General features: G+C 34.1%; 18 protein-coding genes. 12 read left to right on the top strand and 6 right to left on the bottom strand.

Going from position 1 to position 19,616, the window contains the following annotated elements; translation table 11 throughout:
* The first annotated feature begins 508 nt into the window (after positions 1-508).
* The 9 genes from ABN212_RS11985 to trmL all read left to right on the top strand — a co-directional run bounded on the left by ABN212_RS11985 (position 509) and on the right by trmL (position 11,181).
* On the top strand, positions 509-1,642 hold the full coding sequence (locus ABN212_RS11985) for a polysaccharide pyruvyl transferase family protein (RefSeq protein ID WP_198630491.1): 1,134 nt from the start codon (positions 509-511) through the stop codon (positions 1,640-1,642).
* A 124-nt stretch (positions 1,643-1,766) separates the two neighbouring features.
* Positions 1,767-3,302, top strand: a complete 1,536-nt coding sequence (locus ABN212_RS11980; protein ID WP_198630490.1) for a lipopolysaccharide biosynthesis protein — start codon at positions 1,767-1,769, stop codon at positions 3,300-3,302.
* A 4-nt stretch (positions 3,303-3,306) separates the two neighbouring features.
* Positions 3,307-4,302 (top strand): glycosyltransferase family 2 protein, encoded by a 996-nt coding sequence (locus ABN212_RS11975; protein ID WP_198630489.1) that lies wholly within the window; start codon positions 3,307-3,309, stop codon positions 4,300-4,302.
* A gap of 1,552 nt (positions 4,303-5,854) precedes the next feature.
* Positions 5,855-6,595, top strand: coding sequence for a hypothetical protein (locus ABN212_RS11970; RefSeq protein WP_198630488.1), 741 nt, complete (start codon positions 5,855-5,857; stop codon positions 6,593-6,595).
* 46 nt (positions 6,596-6,641) lie between these two features.
* Positions 6,642-7,460 carry a glycosyltransferase family A protein gene (locus ABN212_RS11965; protein ID WP_198630487.1) on the top strand — a complete coding sequence of 273 codons (819 nt, stop codon included), beginning with the start codon at positions 6,642-6,644 and terminating at the stop codon, positions 7,458-7,460.
* A 121-nt stretch (positions 7,461-7,581) separates the two neighbouring features.
* The gene (locus ABN212_RS11960; RefSeq protein WP_232799452.1) at positions 7,582-8,313 is read left to right on the top strand and encodes a glycosyltransferase family 2 protein; all 732 of its coding nucleotides are present in this window, start codon (positions 7,582-7,584) and stop codon (positions 8,311-8,313) included.
* 3 nt (positions 8,314-8,316) lie between these two features.
* Positions 8,317-9,264 carry an NAD-dependent epimerase/dehydratase family protein gene (locus ABN212_RS11955; protein WP_198630486.1) on the top strand — a complete coding sequence of 316 codons (948 nt, stop codon included), beginning with the start codon at positions 8,317-8,319 and terminating at the stop codon, positions 9,262-9,264.
* A gap of 235 nt (positions 9,265-9,499) precedes the next feature.
* On the top strand, positions 9,500-10,666 hold the full coding sequence (locus ABN212_RS11950) for a nucleotide sugar dehydrogenase (RefSeq protein ID WP_198630485.1): 1,167 nt from the start codon (positions 9,500-9,502) through the stop codon (positions 10,664-10,666).
* A gap of 11 nt (positions 10,667-10,677) precedes the next feature.
* Positions 10,678-11,181, top strand: a complete 504-nt coding sequence (gene trmL, locus ABN212_RS11945; RefSeq protein WP_036933349.1) for a tRNA (uridine(34)/cytosine(34)/5-carboxymethylaminomethyluridine(34)-2'-O)-methyltransferase TrmL — start codon at positions 10,678-10,680, stop codon at positions 11,179-11,181.
* A 74-nt stretch (positions 11,182-11,255) separates the two neighbouring features.
* Here trmL and ABN212_RS11940 read toward each other — a convergent pair whose 3' ends face one another.
* From ABN212_RS11940 to ABN212_RS11920, 5 genes are all read right to left on the bottom strand, one after another.
* Positions 11,256-11,465: a hypothetical protein gene (locus ABN212_RS11940; protein WP_232799451.1), complete on the bottom strand. Its 210-nt coding sequence runs from the start codon at positions 11,463-11,465 to the stop codon at positions 11,256-11,258.
* Positions 11,465-12,286: a serine O-acetyltransferase gene (cysE, locus tag ABN212_RS11935; RefSeq protein WP_036914561.1), complete on the bottom strand. Its 822-nt coding sequence runs from the start codon at positions 12,284-12,286 to the stop codon at positions 11,465-11,467. The genes ABN212_RS11940 and cysE overlap by 1 nt, the downstream gene beginning before the upstream one ends.
* Positions 12,287-12,379: 93 nt before the next feature.
* Positions 12,380-13,396 carry an NAD(P)H-dependent glycerol-3-phosphate dehydrogenase gene (gene gpsA, locus ABN212_RS11930; RefSeq protein ID WP_198620326.1) on the bottom strand — a complete coding sequence of 339 codons (1,017 nt, stop codon included), beginning with the start codon at positions 13,394-13,396 and terminating at the stop codon, positions 12,380-12,382.
* Positions 13,396-13,866, bottom strand: coding sequence for a protein-export chaperone SecB (gene secB, locus ABN212_RS11925; RefSeq protein ID WP_006534205.1), 471 nt, complete (start codon positions 13,864-13,866; stop codon positions 13,396-13,398). Before secB ends, gpsA begins: the two co-directional genes overlap by 1 nt.
* Positions 13,867-13,935: 69 nt before the next feature.
* Positions 13,936-14,373 carry a rhodanese-like domain-containing protein gene (locus tag ABN212_RS11920; protein ID WP_109373443.1) on the bottom strand — a complete coding sequence of 146 codons (438 nt, stop codon included), beginning with the start codon at positions 14,371-14,373 and terminating at the stop codon, positions 13,936-13,938.
* 359 nt (positions 14,374-14,732) lie between these two features.
* Between ABN212_RS11920 and rimO the strand changes: the two genes are divergently transcribed.
* The 3 genes from rimO (at position 14,733) to ABN212_RS11905 (ending at position 18,537) form a co-directional block, all read left to right on the top strand.
* Positions 14,733-16,061: a 30S ribosomal protein S12 methylthiotransferase RimO gene (gene rimO, locus ABN212_RS11915; protein ID WP_099073937.1), complete on the top strand. Its 1,329-nt coding sequence runs from the start codon at positions 14,733-14,735 to the stop codon at positions 16,059-16,061.
* A 215-nt stretch (positions 16,062-16,276) separates the two neighbouring features.
* Positions 16,277-17,569, top strand: a complete 1,293-nt coding sequence (gene envC / locus ABN212_RS11910) for a murein hydrolase activator EnvC (protein WP_349443265.1) — start codon at positions 16,277-16,279, stop codon at positions 17,567-17,569.
* 53 nt (positions 17,570-17,622) lie between these two features.
* The gene (locus ABN212_RS11905; RefSeq protein WP_198630500.1) at positions 17,623-18,537 is read left to right on the top strand and encodes a divergent polysaccharide deacetylase family protein; all 915 of its coding nucleotides are present in this window, start codon (positions 17,623-17,625) and stop codon (positions 18,535-18,537) included.
* A 51-nt stretch (positions 18,538-18,588) separates the two neighbouring features.
* Here ABN212_RS11905 and tdh read toward each other — a convergent pair whose 3' ends face one another.
* Complete coding sequence (gene tdh / locus ABN212_RS11900) at positions 18,589-19,614, bottom strand: L-threonine 3-dehydrogenase (protein ID WP_023583402.1); 1,026 nt, start codon at positions 19,612-19,614, stop codon at positions 18,589-18,591.
* Positions 19,615-19,616: the final 2 nt, after the last annotated feature.

Here is a 19,616-nt window from a genome sequence, read left to right as displayed (position 1 = left end):
ATAGGTAAAAATATCAGTAAACTGGTAGCTGCAAGCCTGGGGCGGTAGCATGCCTATAAACTACTATAACTCAATCCCTCCGTATTGTAACAGCCGATTTATTTGTAGACTAATTAAGGTTATATTCTCTTGTGGTTCTAAAAGTACAACTTGACAATACTAAAAAATAAAACACCTTTTATTCCCAACATAGATAAAAAATGTATTCCCCCAGCCCGAATGACTAATAATCTTAAGATAATAAAACATTTATTTCTGATTAAGCTAATGTGAATTTATTTAAAAAGATTTATATTAATAAAGGTGTAAAATGTGTTTTTATTTAAAACTACGCTCTGAATGACGGGTGATTGAAATAAAATATTTATCTGTATGTAAGAAGCCAGATTCAATTTTTTAGCTAACAAGGCTACTACATTAAAGATGTTTATTACTCTAAAAAATTAAGACTGTAACGTATAACGTTATATATTTACACTTTCTCATTGTCCTAATAAAGTAAAATTAAATGAAAAATATAGCATTAAAAAAAGTTGGTATAATTACCATGCATAAAGTAATTAACTATGGATCATTCTTACAAGCATATGCTACTCAATACATCGTCGAGAAATTGGGGTATGAATGTGAAATTATTGATTACAGATTCCCAAATGAATGGCATTTTAAAAGAGGTATTACAGGAACAAGAGGTGTCAAAAAATATATATCAAATATAGTTCATAAGTTTGGAATAAAATCAGGGCATAGAAAAAAAATAAAGTTGAATAAAGCCATTGATAAATACTTGAATTTATCAAAACCTTACAATAATCCATCTGAAATTAAAAAAAAACCACCTATTTATGACATTTATATCACAGGAAGCGATCAAACGTGGAACCCTAAACATACAAAAGGAGATGATACTTTTTTATTGGCATTTGCCCCTGATAAAGCTAAAAAGATCTCATTCTCAGCTAGTATCGCTGGTAATAATTTAAAGGACGAATATAAATCTTCATTTAAAAAACTCTTAATTAGATATAATAATATCTCAATAAGAGATTCTGGTGGTAACAATATAATGAAAGATCTTATTGGAAGAGAAGTTGATGTAACATTAGATCCAACATTAATGATAAACAAAGATGAATGGTCATTATTTGCAAAGAATAGAGAGTCAATATACTCCAATAACAGTTATATTATATTCTATCTAATTACTCACTCTTTTGACGTAACTCCTTATATTTATGAACTCCTAAAAAAACTTCAAGAAAAAACAGGGTTAAAAGTCTATTCTTTTAGTGATATACCAAGCTCATTTGGTATTAATTATGAAAACTGTGCTGACATTGGTGCTGAAGATTTTATTGAATTATTTGAAAAATCATCGTATGTAGTAACATCATCTTTCCATGGTACAGCTTTTGCCGTCAACTTCGGTATTCCATTATATTCTGTAATTGATAGTTTAGATATAGCTGATGATCGACAAATATCACTATTAAATAAATTGGAAATCGAACAATGTCTAGTTCCCGTGAATAAACCTTTTGATGAAATACAGCCTATTTATGATATAGAAAAAGAGCAACTCAACCTTGATAAATTAAGAGCAGATTCATTAAAGTATCTACGCAACGCTTTATCTAACTAAAATTCATCTTAAATATAAGAATTTATAACCACTGGTTACGTTTTAAATTAAAGAGTTATCTTTAATTTCTAATGTATTATAATTTAAAGTTGCATTTTGGTTTATAAAAAATCTAGGCATCATAATGAAAAATACTAAGAGTGAAGATGTCAAAATTCTATTAAACTCAATAATTTCTTATATACGCATATTCTGCACAACAGTTTTCTCGCTTCTAACAATACGATTTTTAATAGAAGCACTGGGAGTGGAACAATATGGTATATATGCATTAGTTACTGGAATTGTTACAATATTTGCTTTTTTAAACTCAGCGATGACAGTATCTACACAACGATACTTATCCTTTCATCAAGGCATCGGTAATATCGAGATCTTAAGTAAAATATTTAAAAGTAGTTTATTATTACATGTTATTATTGGTTTAATTCTAATACTCATATTACTTGGCTCAATCCACCCACTCATAAATAATTTTTTAAATATCAATGAAGATTTAGTAAGTCGTACCTACTATTTATACAGCGGTGTTGTATTTTCAATATTTTTCACAATTATAACTGTTCCTTTTAATGCTTTGCTTGTTTCACATGAAAACTTTAGAGTCGATGCTATTATATTGGTTTTTAAGTCATTTTTATTGCTGATATTTTCTGGAAGTCTCCATTTTTTAGCAGAAGAGTACCGACTAATCACATTTTCTATTGTTATAGCAAGTATAAATATTATTATATTCTTATGTTATCTAATATATTGTAGGAAAAAATACAGTGAATGTAATATAAAAGCCACTATAGAAAGAAAACTATTAAAAGAAATGACTTCTTTTGCGTTATGGAGCTTATACACTAATTTATGTTATGTTCTAAATACTCAAGGAATAAATATAGTTATTAATAAGTTTTTTGGTGCCAAAATGAATGCAGCCTATGGAATTGCTTTCCAAATAAATGGACAAGTAAAAAATCTATCTCAAACATTACTTTCTGCTATGACACCTCAAATAATGAAAAGTGAAGGTAAGTCTAATAGGGAAAGAGCAATTAGTGTTTCGGTAGCAGCTAGTAAAATTGGTTTTTTTTTGGTTTCTTTAGTTACTATACCATGTTTATATATTCTTCCTGATTTAATAGAATTATGGCTAGGTGTTATTCCTCAATATGTAATCTTATTTACCATATTTTTCTTGTTCGCTAATTTAATAAATCAATTAACAGTGGGAATCACCCCTGCAATACAAGCTGTTGGTAAGATAAAGAAATTTCAAATGGTAATTGGAACAACGGCTCTAATTGTTCTTCCTGCATCATATTTTTTACTTGATTACGGCATTTCGATATCTTATGTACTCTACCTTCTAATCCTTATTGAGATAATTACAGGAGCAATGAAAATTTGGTTCTTCAGTAACATCTTTTCTATCAGGAAATCATGGTATATAAAAAATATTGTAGCTAGAATGGTTTTTCCTTTCGCAATAACTAATGCTTTACTATATGAAGTTATAGGCTATTTTATGCTAAAAGGAATTATACCTATAATATTCTTTAGTTCTTTTACATATATTATAATATGCTATCTCTTTAGTTTAAATAATGAAGAAAGAAAAGAAGTAAATTCGATATTTTTAATTATAGCTAAAAAATCAATAAGAAAATAATACTATGAATAATATTAAATTAGTCTCTATCATAATTCCAATGTATAACGTTGAACCGTTTATAGCTAAGTGTGTAAACTCCGTAATAGAACAAACATACAAAAATATTGAAATAATTTTAATTGATGATGGCTCACCTGATTTATCAGGAGATATTGCTGCAGAAATTGCCTTAACCGATAAACGAGTTAAAGTTATTCGAACAGAAAATCGGGGTGTTAGTAGTGCTAGGAATCTAGGAATAAAACTATCTAAAGGCGAATATTTGGTCTTTGTAGATAGCGATGACTATTTATCTCCAAATTATGTTGATTATATGATGAAGTTAGCTCTTGATAGCGGAGCTGAGTTTATCATGTCAAAGAACTGCCACTTATTCCCTCAAGAGTGTATAAAATCCGATGAACTTGTGGATAATGTGGAAATTTGGAGCCCTGAAAAAGCGGCTTCAGAATTACTTTATCCAGGTAAAATTGAAATTGGTTGTTGGAATAAACTATTTTTAAAAGAATTCATCATTAATAATAATATACGATTTCCTGAGACTTTTTATATGGGTGAAGGACTTAACTTTATTGTTAATGCAGCTCAAAAGGCTAATAAAATATGCGTTGGAAATAGAAAAGTATATAACTACCGAAAAGATAATCAACAAAGTGCCACTACTGTTGTAAATATACCTAAATATATTAATGCATTACGTGCTTTAGATGACATCGATAGTAATAAAATTATAAAATCAAATCGCTTTAATTCATCAATGATCTATCATAAATATATGACAACATATATAGCACTACATACTATATATATCACAGGTGAATATAAAAAATATAATCAAGAAGTTAAAAAATATATATCTTTTCTTAGGAGGAATTATTTTAAATTTATAAATGGTAAATTCCAATTTATGCTTAAATTAAAGATCACATCCTTTTTGATTAATCCTAACCTTACAGTTAAATTAATTACTTTAGTAAAAAAATTCACACGTCCATAAAAAATAATATCATATTTTAATTAATAATATGATCTTTTATGATGAATGTTCAAGGTGGTAAGTTATGCCATATAAATATGGTAACAAAATCTACAAAATGACATTTTCTCTGTACTAATTTAGTGTACACTTTAGCATCATAGAATTTTCCTATATAATCTTACTTTTCTAATAAAATTCCTAACATAATTAGGATTGAATTTTGTGAAGATTTGAAATCAATAATATTGGTTAGTTTAATTTAGAAGTTGCTATTAATAGAAAATGATTCATAGCATTTCTTGTAACTTAAGTGGTTTCAACAAAAATATTACAAAAGTATAATTTACTTATTATCTATTTTAGAGCTCATATGAGAAAATTTTCTTTTTTTATACTACTTTTTTTTGTGCCATTAATGAACTCCGGCTTACACATGTTCGGAATAGTTATTTGCTGGTTTTCATTCTGTCTAATTTTATCATACAAAGAAATTATACATACTAAATTGTATATAGTAGATTGCTTTTTTATTATGATTTTTTTTGTATATTGTCTCAGTACCATAGTTTTAAAATCATACGATCTTAACTCTTTTAAAACAAATACATATATTGTAGTTATTATATATATATCAATAGTATATATATTTGTATCATTATTAAGCAACTTTAATTATAAATATATAGTAAAAATATTTCGATATTGCTTAATTATATTAGCTATTACTATTTTATTTCAGTGGTCATTCTTTTTTTTAACCGGTGACTATATTGATCTCAATAAAATTGTTTCATTTGGAGCATCTGAATCAAGATATACAAGTCCTACCTTCAAAACTATGGGACTAATTAGACCTACAGCTTTCTTTACTGAACCTTCAAATGCAAGCGCTATAATATCCATGATAACCTTTTGCTATATGTTTTTGATAAAAAAATTTGATGGTTATGTAATATTAGGGTTCTTTATTTCCATATTAACATTATCAACAGCTGGTGTTTTAATTGGCTCGATTTCATTATGTATATTGCTTCTTTTCTGCAGAAACAATTCTAAAACACTTTTATTCAAAATATCATTCTTTATCTTCTGCTCAATTTTTATTTTTTATATGCTTTCATTTAGTTATGAGCGGATTAGTAATTCCTCTGAATATGATATGATTGCAACTAGAACTGTTGTAACCAATATTATACAAAGTCAATCTTGGTATAATCATTTAATAGGTAATGGTATAAACATACTATCAAAACCTATATACACAGAAGGTAATATTATCTATGATTACAGCTTTAGAGATAGCGGTTTTTTTGTAAATCTTTATTATTCATTTGGTATTATAGGACTATTTTTATTTCTATTTTGGGCAAGGTTTCAGATTAAGAATAATATACATTTAATAATTTTCTTTATTATATTACAAAGTAAGTTCGATTACTTACAACCCGTTTTTTGGTTGCTAATATTTACTATTTCAATACTGAATAGTAATAAAATGAAAAATAAACATCCTAGTGATAAAAATTTAAACACTAATTTATTGCATTTTTAATATATTAAAAGGTTTTTTATGTCTATTTTAAATATGTTCAATTTAGGACTTGAAAACACAAAAGAAAGATTAAAATTTGACCGCCAGGTTGGCGATTTTCAAAGAAAATTAATATTAAATAGAAAAAATTTACCAACACTATCTGCTGTCTTTAGAATTAAAAATGCAGAAGTATATTTAGAAACTTCCGTTATGTCTATTGCACCAATATGTAAAGAAATTATTATCGTAGACAACAATTCATCAGATAAATCTTTAGATATATGTTATAAACTACAAGATCAACTTAAAGAAATATGCAATGTAAAAGTCTACTCATATAAAAATGAATTAGCTATTGCTGGTGAAGACTATTATAAAAATGTGACGGAATCTAAATCGTTAGCAAATTATTACACCTTCGCATTTTCTAAGGCAACATCAGATTATGTAATGAAAGCAGATGCTCATTTATTATACACTCCTTTAGCCCTTAAAAAGATCCAGAGTAAACTTAAAAAGAGAATAAGAGTTATAATATTTAAAGGTATCGAACTCTATGGTATGAAATTATCTTTTGAAAGGTATATTTTCAAAAATAATTCATCTTTTAGATTCGTGGACGGAAAAATGTATGAAGAACTACAGTTTGATTATAAGCTTTCGAAGTGGGAACAGTTTAGATCAACCATCATTACGCCTTGTTTTATACATTTCAAAAGAATTCGCTATATTAATAACTTAGATAGTACTAATTTAATTGAAAAAATATATAAGTAAACCTGTTTTATAAAAAATCTGTATAAATTTAAATAGGGGATGAAGATTGTTAAATATAGTTATTTTTAACTGGAATTATTCTAAATTCCTAAAGAAATTATTAAGCGAAATACAAGCTATAACCAATAATCCAGAAATTAGAATTCTCATTTGTGATGATGGATCTACTGACTGTAGTCTGGATATCGTGAGAAATTTTATATCCGAATTTAACACAAAGAATGTATTTATTTTTGAAAGTAAAAATCCAAATTTGGGTCGAAAAAAACCATATCAAGGCCAGCTTGAAAGCTTAAATAAAGTAATGGATAGTAAATTTTTTTCTACATCTGATCATTATTGGTTGATGGATGCTGATGATTACTACTATTTTTCTACTTTAAATACTAAGTTTTTAGATACAATAAAAGAAAAAAAAATATGTTTTACAAAAATAAAAAATATCACTAATGATGGTATAGAGAGTGATATGATCATAAAGAGACCAATCTTTGAGAATAACGCTTTATTTCCTTCAATATCTGTGACTTCCTCAATTATTGTCTCAGGTGAGTTCTTACTTTCCAATAAAAAATATATCTTTGATGATAGGTTTGATGATGTATGGTTGGACTCTCGGTTAAATATGTTAGCATGTTTATTAAAAAAAGAAGAGGTTGAATATATTGATAAACATATTTTCAGGCTAATACATAATTCTAATGATTCAAATAAAATGCCATTTTCTAGAATATTGAAAAAGCAAATTAGCGCTCATGACTACTTTAGATTTATTCATAATAATAAGTTTATGTTAAATCCAAGAATGTGTGTTTTAACTATACTATCAAAGTGCTTTCATGCATATAATCGTCTATCAAAATAAATAGCCGACTAATGATAAGAATAAGATTTACCTTATTCATTCAAAAAATCAATAATTCGAACGTCATTTATCAAGAAGCAAGTCTAAAAATATTAACATCTCAGAAAATTTGAGAAAAAAAATGAATGAAATATTTTCAGTTATAATGCCCGTATTTAATTCAGAAAAGACCGTATCTGATAGTATTAACTCAATACTCGCTCAAACATACTCCGATTTTAAATTATATATTATCAATGATTCATCCACAGATACTTCTAAGGATATAATCCTATCCTTTAATGATGAACGAATAGTTTATTTAGAAACATCTGAAAATTCAGGGGTCGCGTATGCTAGAAATCTTGGAATAAGGAATTGTACTGGAATATATATATCTTTTCTAGATAGTGATGACCTATGGCTACCTAATAAATTAGAATATCAATTAGCTAAATTACAAACTGGATACGATGTTGTCTGCTCTAATTATTTTACTTTTAATAATGAATCCGATTTTACTCTAAGAAAATCTCCAACTATAATTACATATTCATCAATGCTTAAGTCTAATTTCATTGGTAATTTAACAGGTACTTATAATGCAAATAGCATAGGGAAAATTTTTCAGAAAAAAATTGGTCATGAAGATTATGTTATGTGGCTAGAAATATTACAAAAATCTGGCAAAGCATTTTGTATTCAAGAACCTCTAGCTAAATATAGGATTTCAAATAACTCACTATCCTCAAATAAACTTAAGGCCATAAAATGGCAATGGTCAATTTATAGAAATGAACTAAAATTATCGATTCCTAAATCGCTATACTGCTTTTCACATTACTTACTAAATGCCTTGAAAAAAAGAAGATAAACTATGTTAACAATCATCGGTGGTTCAGGTTTTATTGGTACACGCCTTTCAGATCAATTAACTAAAGAAAATATTGATTTTAAAATTGTAGATATTGCTAAAAGTGAAAAATATCCTGAAAGATGGATATTTGGTGATGTAACAAAACCAGAGACATTACTTGAACCATTAAAGGGTTCTGATGTTATTATCAACTTAGCGGCACAACATAAAGATAATGTTCATCCTATTAGTTTATATTATGAAGTTAATGTAGATGGAGCTAAAAATGTTTGTGATGTTGCTGAACAGCTAAATATTAAACATATCGTATTTACTTCATCTGTTGCTGTATATGGATTTGTTGAAAAAGAAACTGGTGAAGATGGCGAATTTCATCCATTCAATGATTACGGCAAATCTAAACTTAATGCTGAACATCAATATGAAGCATGGCATAAAAAAGATTCTTCAAATACTTTAGTCGTTATCAGACCAACGGTTGTCTTTGGTGAAGGTAATAGAGGAAATGTTTATAACCTATTTCGCCAAATAGCATCTGGTAAGTTTTTAATGGTAGGCTCTGGTAACAATCAAAAATCAATGGCTTATGTTGAAAATATCGCAGCCTTTTTAAGATATTCTACTCAAATAGAATCTGGTCATCATATATTTAATTATATTGATAAACCTGATTTTACTATGAATGAATTGACAGATATCATTTATACAGCCCTAGATAAACGACATAGCCACATTAAAGTTCCTTATGCTATTGGATTACTTGGTGGATATTGTTTTGATGTTCTTTCTAAAGTTACAGGTAAAGAATTCCCTGTAAGCAGTATTCGAATCAAAAAATTCTGTGCTCGCACTCAATTTAAATCAAATAGTATTACTAATACTGATTTTAAAGCTCCAGTTACTCTTGAGCAAGGTATTGCTAACACAGTTAAAAATGAATTTTTATAATAGATTAGTTTTAAATAGTCTTTTTGTTAACAAATAATTAAAATATACCCTACACTTCTCAACTTGCTTTCTAATAAAAAATTAATTTTATATTAATTTAATAAGTATATGATGTTTATGATTACTAAATACACCATACCTTTACTAAAGAGTGAAAAAACAACACTAAAATATGTATTTCTATTTTAGTATAGTGAATTAATATAAATGCATATACTTTAGATAAGAGAAACTCATGAAAATCACCATCTCTGGAACCGGCTATGTCGGCCTATCTAACGGGATACTTCTTTCCCAAAACAACACAGTTGTTGCGTTAGATATCAATAAAGAAAAAGTTGAATTGCTTAACAAAAAAATCTCTCCGATTTCTGATAAAGAAATTGAAGAGTTTTTAGCAACCAAAGAGCTTGATTTTACTGCAACATTAGATAAAGAACTCGCTTATAAAGATGCGGATTTTGTTATCATTGCAACACCGACCGATTATGATCCTAAAACTAACTACTTTAACACTTCTTCTGTAGAGTCTGTTATTCGTGATGTTTTAGAATATAATCCAAATACCACAATGATCATTAAATCAACGATCCCTGTTGGTTTTACCAAAGAAATGAGAGAAAAATATAATACAGATAATATTATCTTTTCTCCTGAATTCTTACGTGAAGGTCGTGCACTTTACGATAACTTATACCCTTCTCGTATTGTGATTGGCGAGCAATCAGAAAGAGCACAAAAATTTGCTGACCTTTTACAACAAGGCGCATTAAAGAAAGATATTGATGTTCTATTCACTGATTCAACAGAAGCAGAAGCCATTAAATTATTTGCTAATACTTATCTAGCACTGCGTGTTGCTTACTTTAATGAGCTTGATAGCTATGCGGAATCTTACGGTTTAAACTCAAAACAAATCATTGAAGGTGTCTGTTTAGATCCGCGTATTGGCAATCACTACAATAACCCATCATTCGGTTACGGTGGTTACTGCTTACCAAAAGATACTAAACAACTATTAGCAAACTACGACTCTGTCCCTAATAATATTATTAGTGCAATCGTTGAAGCTAATCGCACTCGTAAAGACTTTATTGCAGACTCTATTATTGCTAAATCACCAAAAATCGTCGGTGTTTATCGTTTAATTATGAAATCAGGTTCTGATAATTTCCGCTCATCTTCAATCCAAGGCATTATGAAACGAATTAAAGCCAAAGGCATTGAAGTGGTGATTTATGAACCAGAAATGAAAGAAGATACTTTCTTTAATTCGAAATTAGTTCGTGATTTAAATGAGTTTAAAGCTATGTCTGATGTCATTATCACCAATAGAATGTCATCAGTACTAAACGATGTTGAAGAAAAAGTTTATACTCGTGACCTCTTTGGTAACGATTAAATCGATTTTTTATGCTCAATATCGTCTTATTTGAACCCGAAATTCCACCGAATACGGGTAATATTATTCGCCTGTGTGCGAACACAGGCTTTCATCTCCATTTGATCCAACCTTTGGGTTTTACTTGGGATGATAAACGTCTACGTCGTGCAGGGCTTGATTATCGTGAGTTTGCTGATATTAAACAGCACCACGATTATTATGCTTTTTTAGAAAGTGAAGGTTTAAACCCTGATAATGCACAATCACCGACAGGTGCGCGTGTATTTGCTTTAACGACAAAAGGGACTCCTGCACACAGTAATGTGAGCTATCAAGATGGCGATTATCTCCTGTTTGGACCTGAAACTCGTGGCTTGCCACCTTATGTATTGGATAATATGCCAACACAGCAGAAAATCAGAGTCCCTATGCTTGCAGATAGTCGCAGTATGAACCTATCAAATACTGTTGCCGTTGTAGTTTTCGAGGCATGGCGTCAACTAGGTTATCCTGGTGCGTTATTAAGAGACTGAAATGCAAAAAGCGCTGTTCATAAATAATGAGCAAGCGCTTTTTTCTATTAAATCCAAAGATATCAAAACTTCATTTAATCTATTTTTGGTCGTTTTATTTCAGCAACAACCTTCGTAATATATCGACACCCTTCCTCTACATCTTTCAACACCAATGCATGAGCGCCAATCACGGCATTATCACCTATCACTATCTCTCCGCCAATAATCGATGAGTTACAGCCAATATATTCAGCGTGTAAACAAGCCTTAAGTTCAGAGAGTGTGACTTCGGTTAATGCCATTAAATACCATCACCACATTCAAAACCGGGCACTACACCATTAAAGTGTTGATCCATATCGAGCGAAGGCTTGTCACTGGTCGGTTTACCCACAATGCGAGCAGGAACTCCTGCAACCGTAGTATGTGCTGGCACTTCATGTAATACCACAGAGCCAGCGCCAATTTTAGCACCGCGACCAATCTCGATATTGCCGAGTATTTTAGCACCTGCACCAATCATCACACCTTCGCGTACTTTAGGATGGCGATCACCGCAAGTTTTACCTGTACCACCTAAGGTAACAGATTGTAAAATAGAGACATCATTCTCTACGATAGCCGTTTCACCAATCACAATACCTGTCGCGTGATCGAGCATTATGCCATGACCAATGCGGGCGGCAGGATGAATATCAACACCAAAAGTGACTGAAATCTGGTTTTGTAGGTAAATGGCAAGTGCTTTACGATCTTGCCCCCATAACCAATGGGCTATGCGATAAGCTTGTAAGGCATGGAAACCTTTTAGATAAAGCAGAGGTGTGGAGTATTTATCAACAGCAGGATCGCGTAAACGAACAGCAGAAATATCATAAGCGGCAGATTCAATCATAGAATTATCGCTGCGATATGCTTCTTCAACAATCTCACGCACAGCAATCGCAGGCATTGTCTGAGTTGCCAGCTTGTTCGCCAACATATAACTTAAAGCACTGCCTAAATTTTCATGCTTGAGTAATGTCGCATGGAAGAAACTGGCCAAAATTGGCTCGCAATCTGCCAAACATCTTGCTTCATTTTTAATATGATCCCAGACTCTTTTTAGCTCTTCTAGCGACATACTCACTCTCATTCTTTTACATTGAAGCCTAAGTAAAAACTTAGGCTTCTTATGTTTAAAACAGAAATAAATAACTGACTATCTAAAATAGACTTAGAACAGATTGCTGTCTATCTCATCTTTCGTTGCGCGGCCTAATAAAGATAATGCCGCTTCTTTGGCATCTTTATGCTGATATAAAATCTGGTAGATCTGCTCAGTGATAGGCATTTCAACACCAACTTGTTCTGCTAATGCGCGAACTTCTTTGGTATTACGATAACCTTCAACTACCTGCCCGATTTTCTCTTGGGCAGTATCAACATCAAAACCTTGACCTAGCATCATGCCGAATCGACGATTACGAGATTGGTTATCAGTACAGGTTAAGACTAAATCACCTAACCCTGCCATTCCCATAAAGGTTGCTGCATCTGCACCTAATGCTTTCCCTAAACGGCTCATTTCAGCAAGACCTCGGGTAATCAGTGCGGTACGTGCATTAGCACCAAAGCCCATACCATCAGACATACCCGCACCAATAGCAATCACGTTTTTTACCGCGCCACCTAATTGCACACCGATAAAGTCAGGGTTTTTATAAACACGGAAGCTTTTGCCACAATGGAACAACTGTTGAAGTTCTTCAGAGAAGGTATTATCCGTTGATGCCACAGAAATCGCAGTAGGTAGACCTGCCGCAAGCTCTTTCGCAAAGGTAGGGCCTGATAAAACTGCTAGCGGGATTTCATTACCTAATACTTCACGCGCTACATCTTGCAATAAGCGACCAGTATGTGCCTCAAGTCCTTTTGTCGCCCAAACAACACGCGCATCCTGACGTAAAAAGGGTTTGATCTGTTGTAATACATCACCAAAAACATGGCTTGGGATCACAACCAGAATATTACGGCTGGCTTCAATGGCTTTTTGCAAAGAAGCTTCCATGTATAAACTATCAGGAAAGGAAACATCGGGCAGAAATGCCTGATTACAGCGAGCTTGCTCTAACGCAGCAACATGAGCAGGATCATGACCCCAAAGCACAACGTCATGACCATTGCGTGCCAGTGTAATCGCTAAAGCGGTGCCGTATGAACCGGCACCGATAACTGTCATAGAAGCGTTCATTAAGCTTCTTCAGCCCCTTCATTAGCGGCATCAGTTTGTTGCTGTTGTAAATAGTTCATAAACAACGCATCAAAGTTAACTGGTGCTAAATTCAGTTGTGGGAAAGTACCACGGCTCACTAAGTTAGTGATACATTCACGAGCATAAGGGAACAGAACGTTAGGGCAATATGCACCTAAGCAATGTGCTAATTGAGTGCCTTCGATACCTTCAACGGTAAAGATACCTGCTTGTTGAACTTCACACAGGAATGCAGTTTCGTTATCCATTGTTGCGGTTACAGTCACGCGCAGAATAACTTCATAGACGTTTTCAGCTAAAGTATTAGAAGAAGTATCCAGATCTAATTTAACTTCTGGTTGCCACTCTTTTTGGAAAACTTGTGGGGCATTAGGCGCTTCAAAAGAGATATCTTTTGTATAGATACGTTGAATTTGAAAAGTCATCTCTTGGTTTTGCTGTTCTGACATAATAATCTTACCTTTTTATATCCTTATTAATTGAATAGCAGTAAGTATAGAACTCAATCTGCCCGCTCGTTACTTTTTACCTTTAGCCAGTGGTAAATTCTCACCACTCCAGCCTGAAAGACCATCTTTTAAGATAAAGACTTTTTCAAAACCGAGTTTAATTAGGCTCTCAGCAGGTTTTGCACCTTCAATGCCTGATGGTGACACAACAATAACTGGCTGTGATTTATATTTCTCCAGCTCAGCAATATTATTACTTTTGATTTCAGAAGGCGTTAAATTGATAGAATCAATGATGTGTCCTTTACGGAACTCATCACGGCTACGGATATCAACACACACCGCATTCTCTTTGTTTATCAAAGAAATCGCTTCTGTACGGGAAATATTTTTCGTCTTAGAAAAAAGCCCTTTAAAGGTCAATACAATGACCGCCACCAGCAATGCGACCCAAACAAAACTTAACAGGGTGTGCCGGTTGAAAAATTGCATTACTTCTTGCAGCATAGGATGCAATCACTCTCGTTAGTTAAAAATAGTATCAAAGAGCCAAAGTATACCTTTGTCATGGCGCAATTACAGCCTATTCCTGCGTTTCTCTTTCTATTTTTGCGGAAAGTTTCTCAACAATCATTTTTTTTATTGACGGATTTATGTACCATTAGCGCCGGTTCCGTGAAAAATGATGAATTGAAAAGGCATTGCCTTTTTACTCTACAGGATCCCTCTTCAGGCAAGCTATTAATAAATCAGCATCCCTTATAATGGCTACTTACGTATAAAATCGCCCATTTTACGTAAGATTTATACCTGTCTGAGATACAACAACTATCTGTTATTTATTTAAAAGTATTGAGAACACGAGCATGTCGCAAACAAATCAAGTGCCTAAAATTGGATTCGTTTCATTAGGTTGTCCTAAAAATTTAGTGGACTCTGAACGTATCCTAACCGAACTGCGCACAGAAGGTTATCAAGTTGTTCCTACCTATAATGATGCTGATTTAGTCATCGTCAACACCTGTGGGTTTATTGACAGCGCAGTACAAGAATCGCTAGAAGCGATTGGTGAAGCACTCGATGAAAACGGTAAAGTGATTGTTACTGGCTGTTTAGGTGCAAAAGAGAACCAAATTCGTGAAGTGCACCCAAAAGTACTCGAAATCACAGGGCCTCATAGTTATGAGCAAGTTTTATCTCATATTCACCACTATGTACCAAAACCTGATCACAATCCTTTTCTCAGCCTTGTTCCTGAACAAGGTGTAAAATTAACGCCTCGTCATTACGCCTATTTAAAAATATCTGAAGGCTGTAATCACCGTTGTACTTTCTGCATTATTCCATCAATGCGAGGCGATTTAGACAGTCGTCCAATTGGTGAAGTATTAGGTGAAGCTAAAAGATTAGTTAATGCAGGCGTAAAAGAGTTACTTGTTATCTCTCAAGATACTTCTGCTTACGGTGTTGATACTAAACATCAAACGGGTTTTTGGGATGGAATGCCTGTCAAAACCAGTATGGTCAGTTTATGTGAACAACTGGCAAAATTAGGCATTTGGGTTCGTTTACACTACGTTTATCCATACCCACATGTTGATGATGTCATTCCTTTAATGGCTGAAGGCAAAATTTTGCCTTATTTAGATATTCCGCTTCAGCATGCTAGCCCTAAGATCTTAAAACTGATGAAACGCCCAGGTGCCGTTGAACGTACCTTAGAGCGCGTAAAACGCTGGCGTGAAATTTGCCCTGAATTAACCTTACGTTCTACCTTTATTGTTGGTTTTCCGGGTGAAACAGAAGAAGATTTCCAAATGTTGTTGGATTTCCTCACCGAAGCACGTTTAGATCGCGTAGGTTGCTTTAAATACAGCCCTGTTGATGGTGCAAAAGCAAATGAACTGGCGGATCAAGTGCCTGAAGAAGTGAAAGAAGAACGTTATCATCGCTTTATGCAGTTGCAACAACAAATTTCGACTGAACGCCTACAAGAAAAAATCGGCAAAGTATTGCTGGTTATGATTGATGAAGTCGATGAAGAAGGCGCGATTGGTCGTAGCATGGCTGATGCTCCTGAAATTGATGGTGCTGTTTACCTCAATGAGCAATTTGATGTAGAGCCAGGGCAAATCGTGCGTGTTCTTATTGAACATGCTGACGAATATGACCTTTGGGGTACTATCGTCGAATAATCTCTCTCGTGGACAGCGTGATATTCTATTGCGCTGTCACACAGATTGCCTCTTTTTTCCGCTCTCCTATTATTATTGCTTTATAATCTCTTATTAATTGAATAGATTACCTGTTAGGTATTATCTGAAATTTCGGCTTTATTTCGTGTTAGCTGGTCAGTTGTTTTGTGACATGAAATAATCTTACAAACTGTTATGAAAGGTACGTTGGTCAGATGGCAGAGAAAATGGATCTTCAAAAAAAAACACATCCGTCTTATCGTGTATTTTCTTTACCGTTAATCACGTTGCTTATTAGCACCTCTCTCTTTTCTGCATCCCCTGTTTTTGCGAACACATTAACGGATAATCGTAATCAGCTAAAAGATTTACAAACCACGATTGCTGAAAAAGAAAAACAGGTTCAAGAACAACAAAAACAACGTACAGCCCTTCTTAATCAATTAAAAACACAGGAAACCCAAATTTCTAGTGCTGGTCGCTCTGTGCATGAAACACAAAATCGCTTACAAACGTTAGGCAAAGAGATCAAAACCATTACAGCAAATATTGCACGCTTACAAAAACAGTATCAGTCTCAACAAGAATTATTAGCTCGCCAAATGGATGCGGCTTATCGTCAAGGTAAACATCAAGGTATAGAGCTTCTATTTCGTGGTGAAGAAGGCCAGCGTGAAGAGCGTATCTTAGCGTATTACAGCTATATTAATGATGCGCGTAAAGAAACAATGGCAGAGCTTGCTCAAACCTCAAAAGAACTTGAAGCGGAAAAAAACGCTCAACAAGCAAAACAAAATGAACAAAAACAAGTTCTCACAAAGCAACAACAAGAGAAGCAAAAGCTTGATAACGCATTAGCCGCTCGCCAAAAAACGCTAACTCAACTTGAATCAACATTAAAAGCGGATCAGAAAAATTTAGCCACTATGCGGGCTAACGAAGCACAGTTAAGAAATAAAATTGCACAAGCAGAGCGTGAAGCCAAAGCCCGTGCTGAGCGAGAGGCCCGAGAAGCCGCTCGCATTGCAGCAAAACAGCGTGAAGCACAACAACGAGGTTCAACCTATAAACCAACAGCCGAAGAGCAATCATTGATGTCTCGTACAGGCGGTTTGGGTAGACCTGCTGGACAAGCCATTTGGCCTATCAGAGGCTCTTTATTACACCGTTTTGGCGAGTCTATTTCTGGCTCTGGAGAATTACGTTGGAAAGGTATTGTTATACCCGCGACGCAAGGTACCGAAGTGAAAGCTATTGCTGATGGTCGCGTGTTGTTAGCCGATTGGCTTCAAGGCTATGGTTTAGTCGTCGTGGTTGAACACGGTAAAGGCGATATGAGTCTTTACGGTTATAACCAAAGTGCTTTAGTGAATGTAGGTCAGCAAGTTAAAGCTGGACAAGCTATTGCTTTAGTCGGTAACAGTGGTGGGCAAGAGCGTTCAGCACTCTATTTTGAAATTAGACGTCAAGGGAAAGCGGTAAATCCAGTTCCTTGGCTTGGGAGGTAGGTTTGAAATTACTTGGCACATTACAACGCAAGCATTCTTTTTTACTTAGTTTAATGTTGCTAAGTCTGGTTGTGAGTACTCCCACATTCGCAGCCAAATTAGCCATTGTGATTGATGATTTTGGTTATCGTAAAAAAGAAGATAACCAAGTTTTACAACTTCCTACGGCAGTGTCTATCGCTATTTTACCTGATTCCCCTCATGGTAAAGAAATGGCAACTAAAGCTCATGCTCAAGGGCGAGAAATCCTGATCCACATGCCAATGGCTCCTATTAGCAAACAACCTCTAGAGCGCGATACCCTAAAACCTTCTATGGGTCAGGATGAAATTAACCGCATTATTCAGCATGCTATTAGTAATGTTCCTTTCGCTGTCGGTATGAATAACCATATGGGTAGTGCGATGACCTCCGATAGACAAGCGATGGATAGAGTCATTAAAGCCCTTAATCACTCAAACCTCTATTTTTTAGATAGCGTGACCATTGGTAATACACAAGCGGCCATTGCTGCAAAAGCCGCAGGTGTTCCCTCTTTACGCCGTCATGTTTTTCTCGATAACGTACAAACCGAAGCTGAAACAAGACAACAACTCGCTCGCGCTATTGCTTTAGCACGAAAGAATGGCTCTGCAATTGCGATTGGACACCCTCACCCTTCAACCGTCCGAGCATTACAGCAGCAGTTGCCTTTATTACCTGCTGATATTCAACTGGTTGCACCGAGTACTCTATTAAAACCACAGGCAGAAAAACCAATACAACCAGAACCACCCAAAGTTGTACCGCCAACAGAACAACCACAAGAGCCAAAACCTGCGTCTTGGTTAAAACCCGCACAAGAAGCCATTATTTCGATGAAAAAAAGTACGCTGATTAATACCTTATCAAGCGGGTTTAGCTCCTCAGAAAAAAAGAAAATACCGCCTACGCCTACTCCGAACGAAATCGGTGAAGTTGAAAAATAATGCAACAAAAAAGAGCCTTAAAAGGCTCTTTTTTTGCTTAGCTATCACATATCACTGCCAATCTAAAATCACTTTACCCGATTGACCTGAACGCATGATATCAAAGCCTTTTTGAAATTCATCAATTGGGAATTGATGAGTAATAATAGGCGAGAGATCAAGGCCAGACTGAATAAGTGCCGCCATTTTATACCATGTTTCGAACATCTCACGGCCATAGATACCTTTAATAAACAATCCCTTAAAGATAACTTGTCCCCAATCAATCGCCATATCAGAAGGCGGAATACCTAAAAGGGCAATACGACCGCCATGATTCATAGTATTCAGCATGGTACGAAACGCAGGTGGTGCACCTGACATTTCTAATCCCACATCAAAACCTTCTGTCATGCCTAGCTCTTTCATCACATCGATTAAGTTTTCTTTGCTGACATTAACTGCTCGGGTAACACCCATTTTTTTCGCAAGATCAAGGCGATATTCATTAACATCCGTGATCACCACATGACGTGCACCCACATGTTTACAAATTGCAGCAGCCATAATACCAATTGGGCCAGCACCAGAAACCAGCACATCTTCTCCCACTAAATCAAAAGATAACGCGGTATGAACGGCATTACCAAATGGGTCAAAAATAGCTGCTAATTCATCAGGAATATTGTCTGGAATTTTAAATGCATTAAAGGCAGGGATAACCAGATATTCAGCAAAACAGCCCGGGCGATTTACACCCACCCCAATGGTATTACGGCATAAATGCGTACGACCACCACGGCAATTACGGCAATGACCACAAGTGATATGCCCTTCACCAGAGACGCGATCACCAATATTAAAACCTTTCACTTCCTGTCCTATCGCAACAATTTCGCCGATATATTCATGACCTACAACCATAGGAACAGGAATTGTTTTTTGTGACCACTCGTCCCAGTTATAAATATGAACATCAGTGCCACAAATTGCTGTTTTACGAATTTTGATCATCACATCGTTATGACCAAGTTCAGGTACTGGAACATCGGTCATCCAGATACCTTCTTGCGCTTTTAATTTTGACAATGCTTTCATAT

It is taken from the genome of Proteus genomosp. 6, from assembly GCF_040139785.1.
Classification (GTDB): domain Bacteria; phylum Pseudomonadota; class Gammaproteobacteria; order Enterobacterales; family Enterobacteriaceae; genus Proteus.
The sequence above is the reverse complement of the archived record's forward strand: the minus strand, read 5'-3'. Positions and strand labels throughout refer to the sequence as shown.

What these genes read in the sequence shown, in the direction of transcription:
- secB (WP_006534205.1), bottom strand. Translation starts at nt 13,866, where the DNA reads ATGTCAGAACAGCAAAACCAAGAGATGACTTTTCAAATTCAACGTATC.
- ABN212_RS11970 (WP_198630488.1), top strand. Translation starts at nt 5,855, where the DNA reads ATGTCTATTTTAAATATGTTCAATTTAGGACTTGAAAACACAAAAGAA.
- ABN212_RS11960 (WP_232799452.1), top strand. Translation starts at nt 7,582, where the DNA reads ATGAATGAAATATTTTCAGTTATAATGCCCGTATTTAATTCAGAAAAG.
- tdh (WP_023583402.1), bottom strand. Translation starts at nt 19,614, where the DNA reads ATGAAAGCATTGTCAAAATTAAAAGCGCAAGAAGGTATCTGGATGACC.
- ABN212_RS11985 (WP_198630491.1), top strand. Translation starts at nt 509, where the DNA reads ATGAAAAATATAGCATTAAAAAAAGTTGGTATAATTACCATGCATAAA.
- ABN212_RS11940 (WP_232799451.1), bottom strand. Translation starts at nt 11,465, where the DNA reads ATGGCATTAACCGAAGTCACACTCTCTGAACTTAAGGCTTGTTTACAC.
- gpsA (WP_198620326.1), bottom strand. Translation starts at nt 13,396, where the DNA reads ATGAACGCTTCTATGACAGTTATCGGTGCCGGTTCATACGGCACCGCT.
- ABN212_RS11980 (WP_198630490.1), top strand. Translation starts at nt 1,767, where the DNA reads ATGAAAAATACTAAGAGTGAAGATGTCAAAATTCTATTAAACTCAATA.
- envC (WP_349443265.1), top strand. Translation starts at nt 16,277, where the DNA reads ATGGCAGAGAAAATGGATCTTCAAAAAAAAACACATCCGTCTTATCGT.
- trmL (WP_036933349.1), top strand. Translation starts at nt 10,678, where the DNA reads ATGCTCAATATCGTCTTATTTGAACCCGAAATTCCACCGAATACGGGT.
- ABN212_RS11955 (WP_198630486.1), top strand. Translation starts at nt 8,317, where the DNA reads ATGTTAACAATCATCGGTGGTTCAGGTTTTATTGGTACACGCCTTTCA.
- ABN212_RS11950 (WP_198630485.1), top strand. Translation starts at nt 9,500, where the DNA reads ATGAAAATCACCATCTCTGGAACCGGCTATGTCGGCCTATCTAACGGG.
- ABN212_RS11975 (WP_198630489.1), top strand. Translation starts at nt 3,307, where the DNA reads ATGAATAATATTAAATTAGTCTCTATCATAATTCCAATGTATAACGTT.
- ABN212_RS11905 (WP_198630500.1), top strand. Translation starts at nt 17,623, where the DNA reads ATGTTGCTAAGTCTGGTTGTGAGTACTCCCACATTCGCAGCCAAATTA.
- cysE (WP_036914561.1), bottom strand. Translation starts at nt 12,286, where the DNA reads ATGTCGCTAGAAGAGCTAAAAAGAGTCTGGGATCATATTAAAAATGAA.
- rimO (WP_099073937.1), top strand. Translation starts at nt 14,733, where the DNA reads ATGTCGCAAACAAATCAAGTGCCTAAAATTGGATTCGTTTCATTAGGT.
- ABN212_RS11920 (WP_109373443.1), bottom strand. Translation starts at nt 14,373, where the DNA reads ATGCTGCAAGAAGTAATGCAATTTTTCAACCGGCACACCCTGTTAAGT.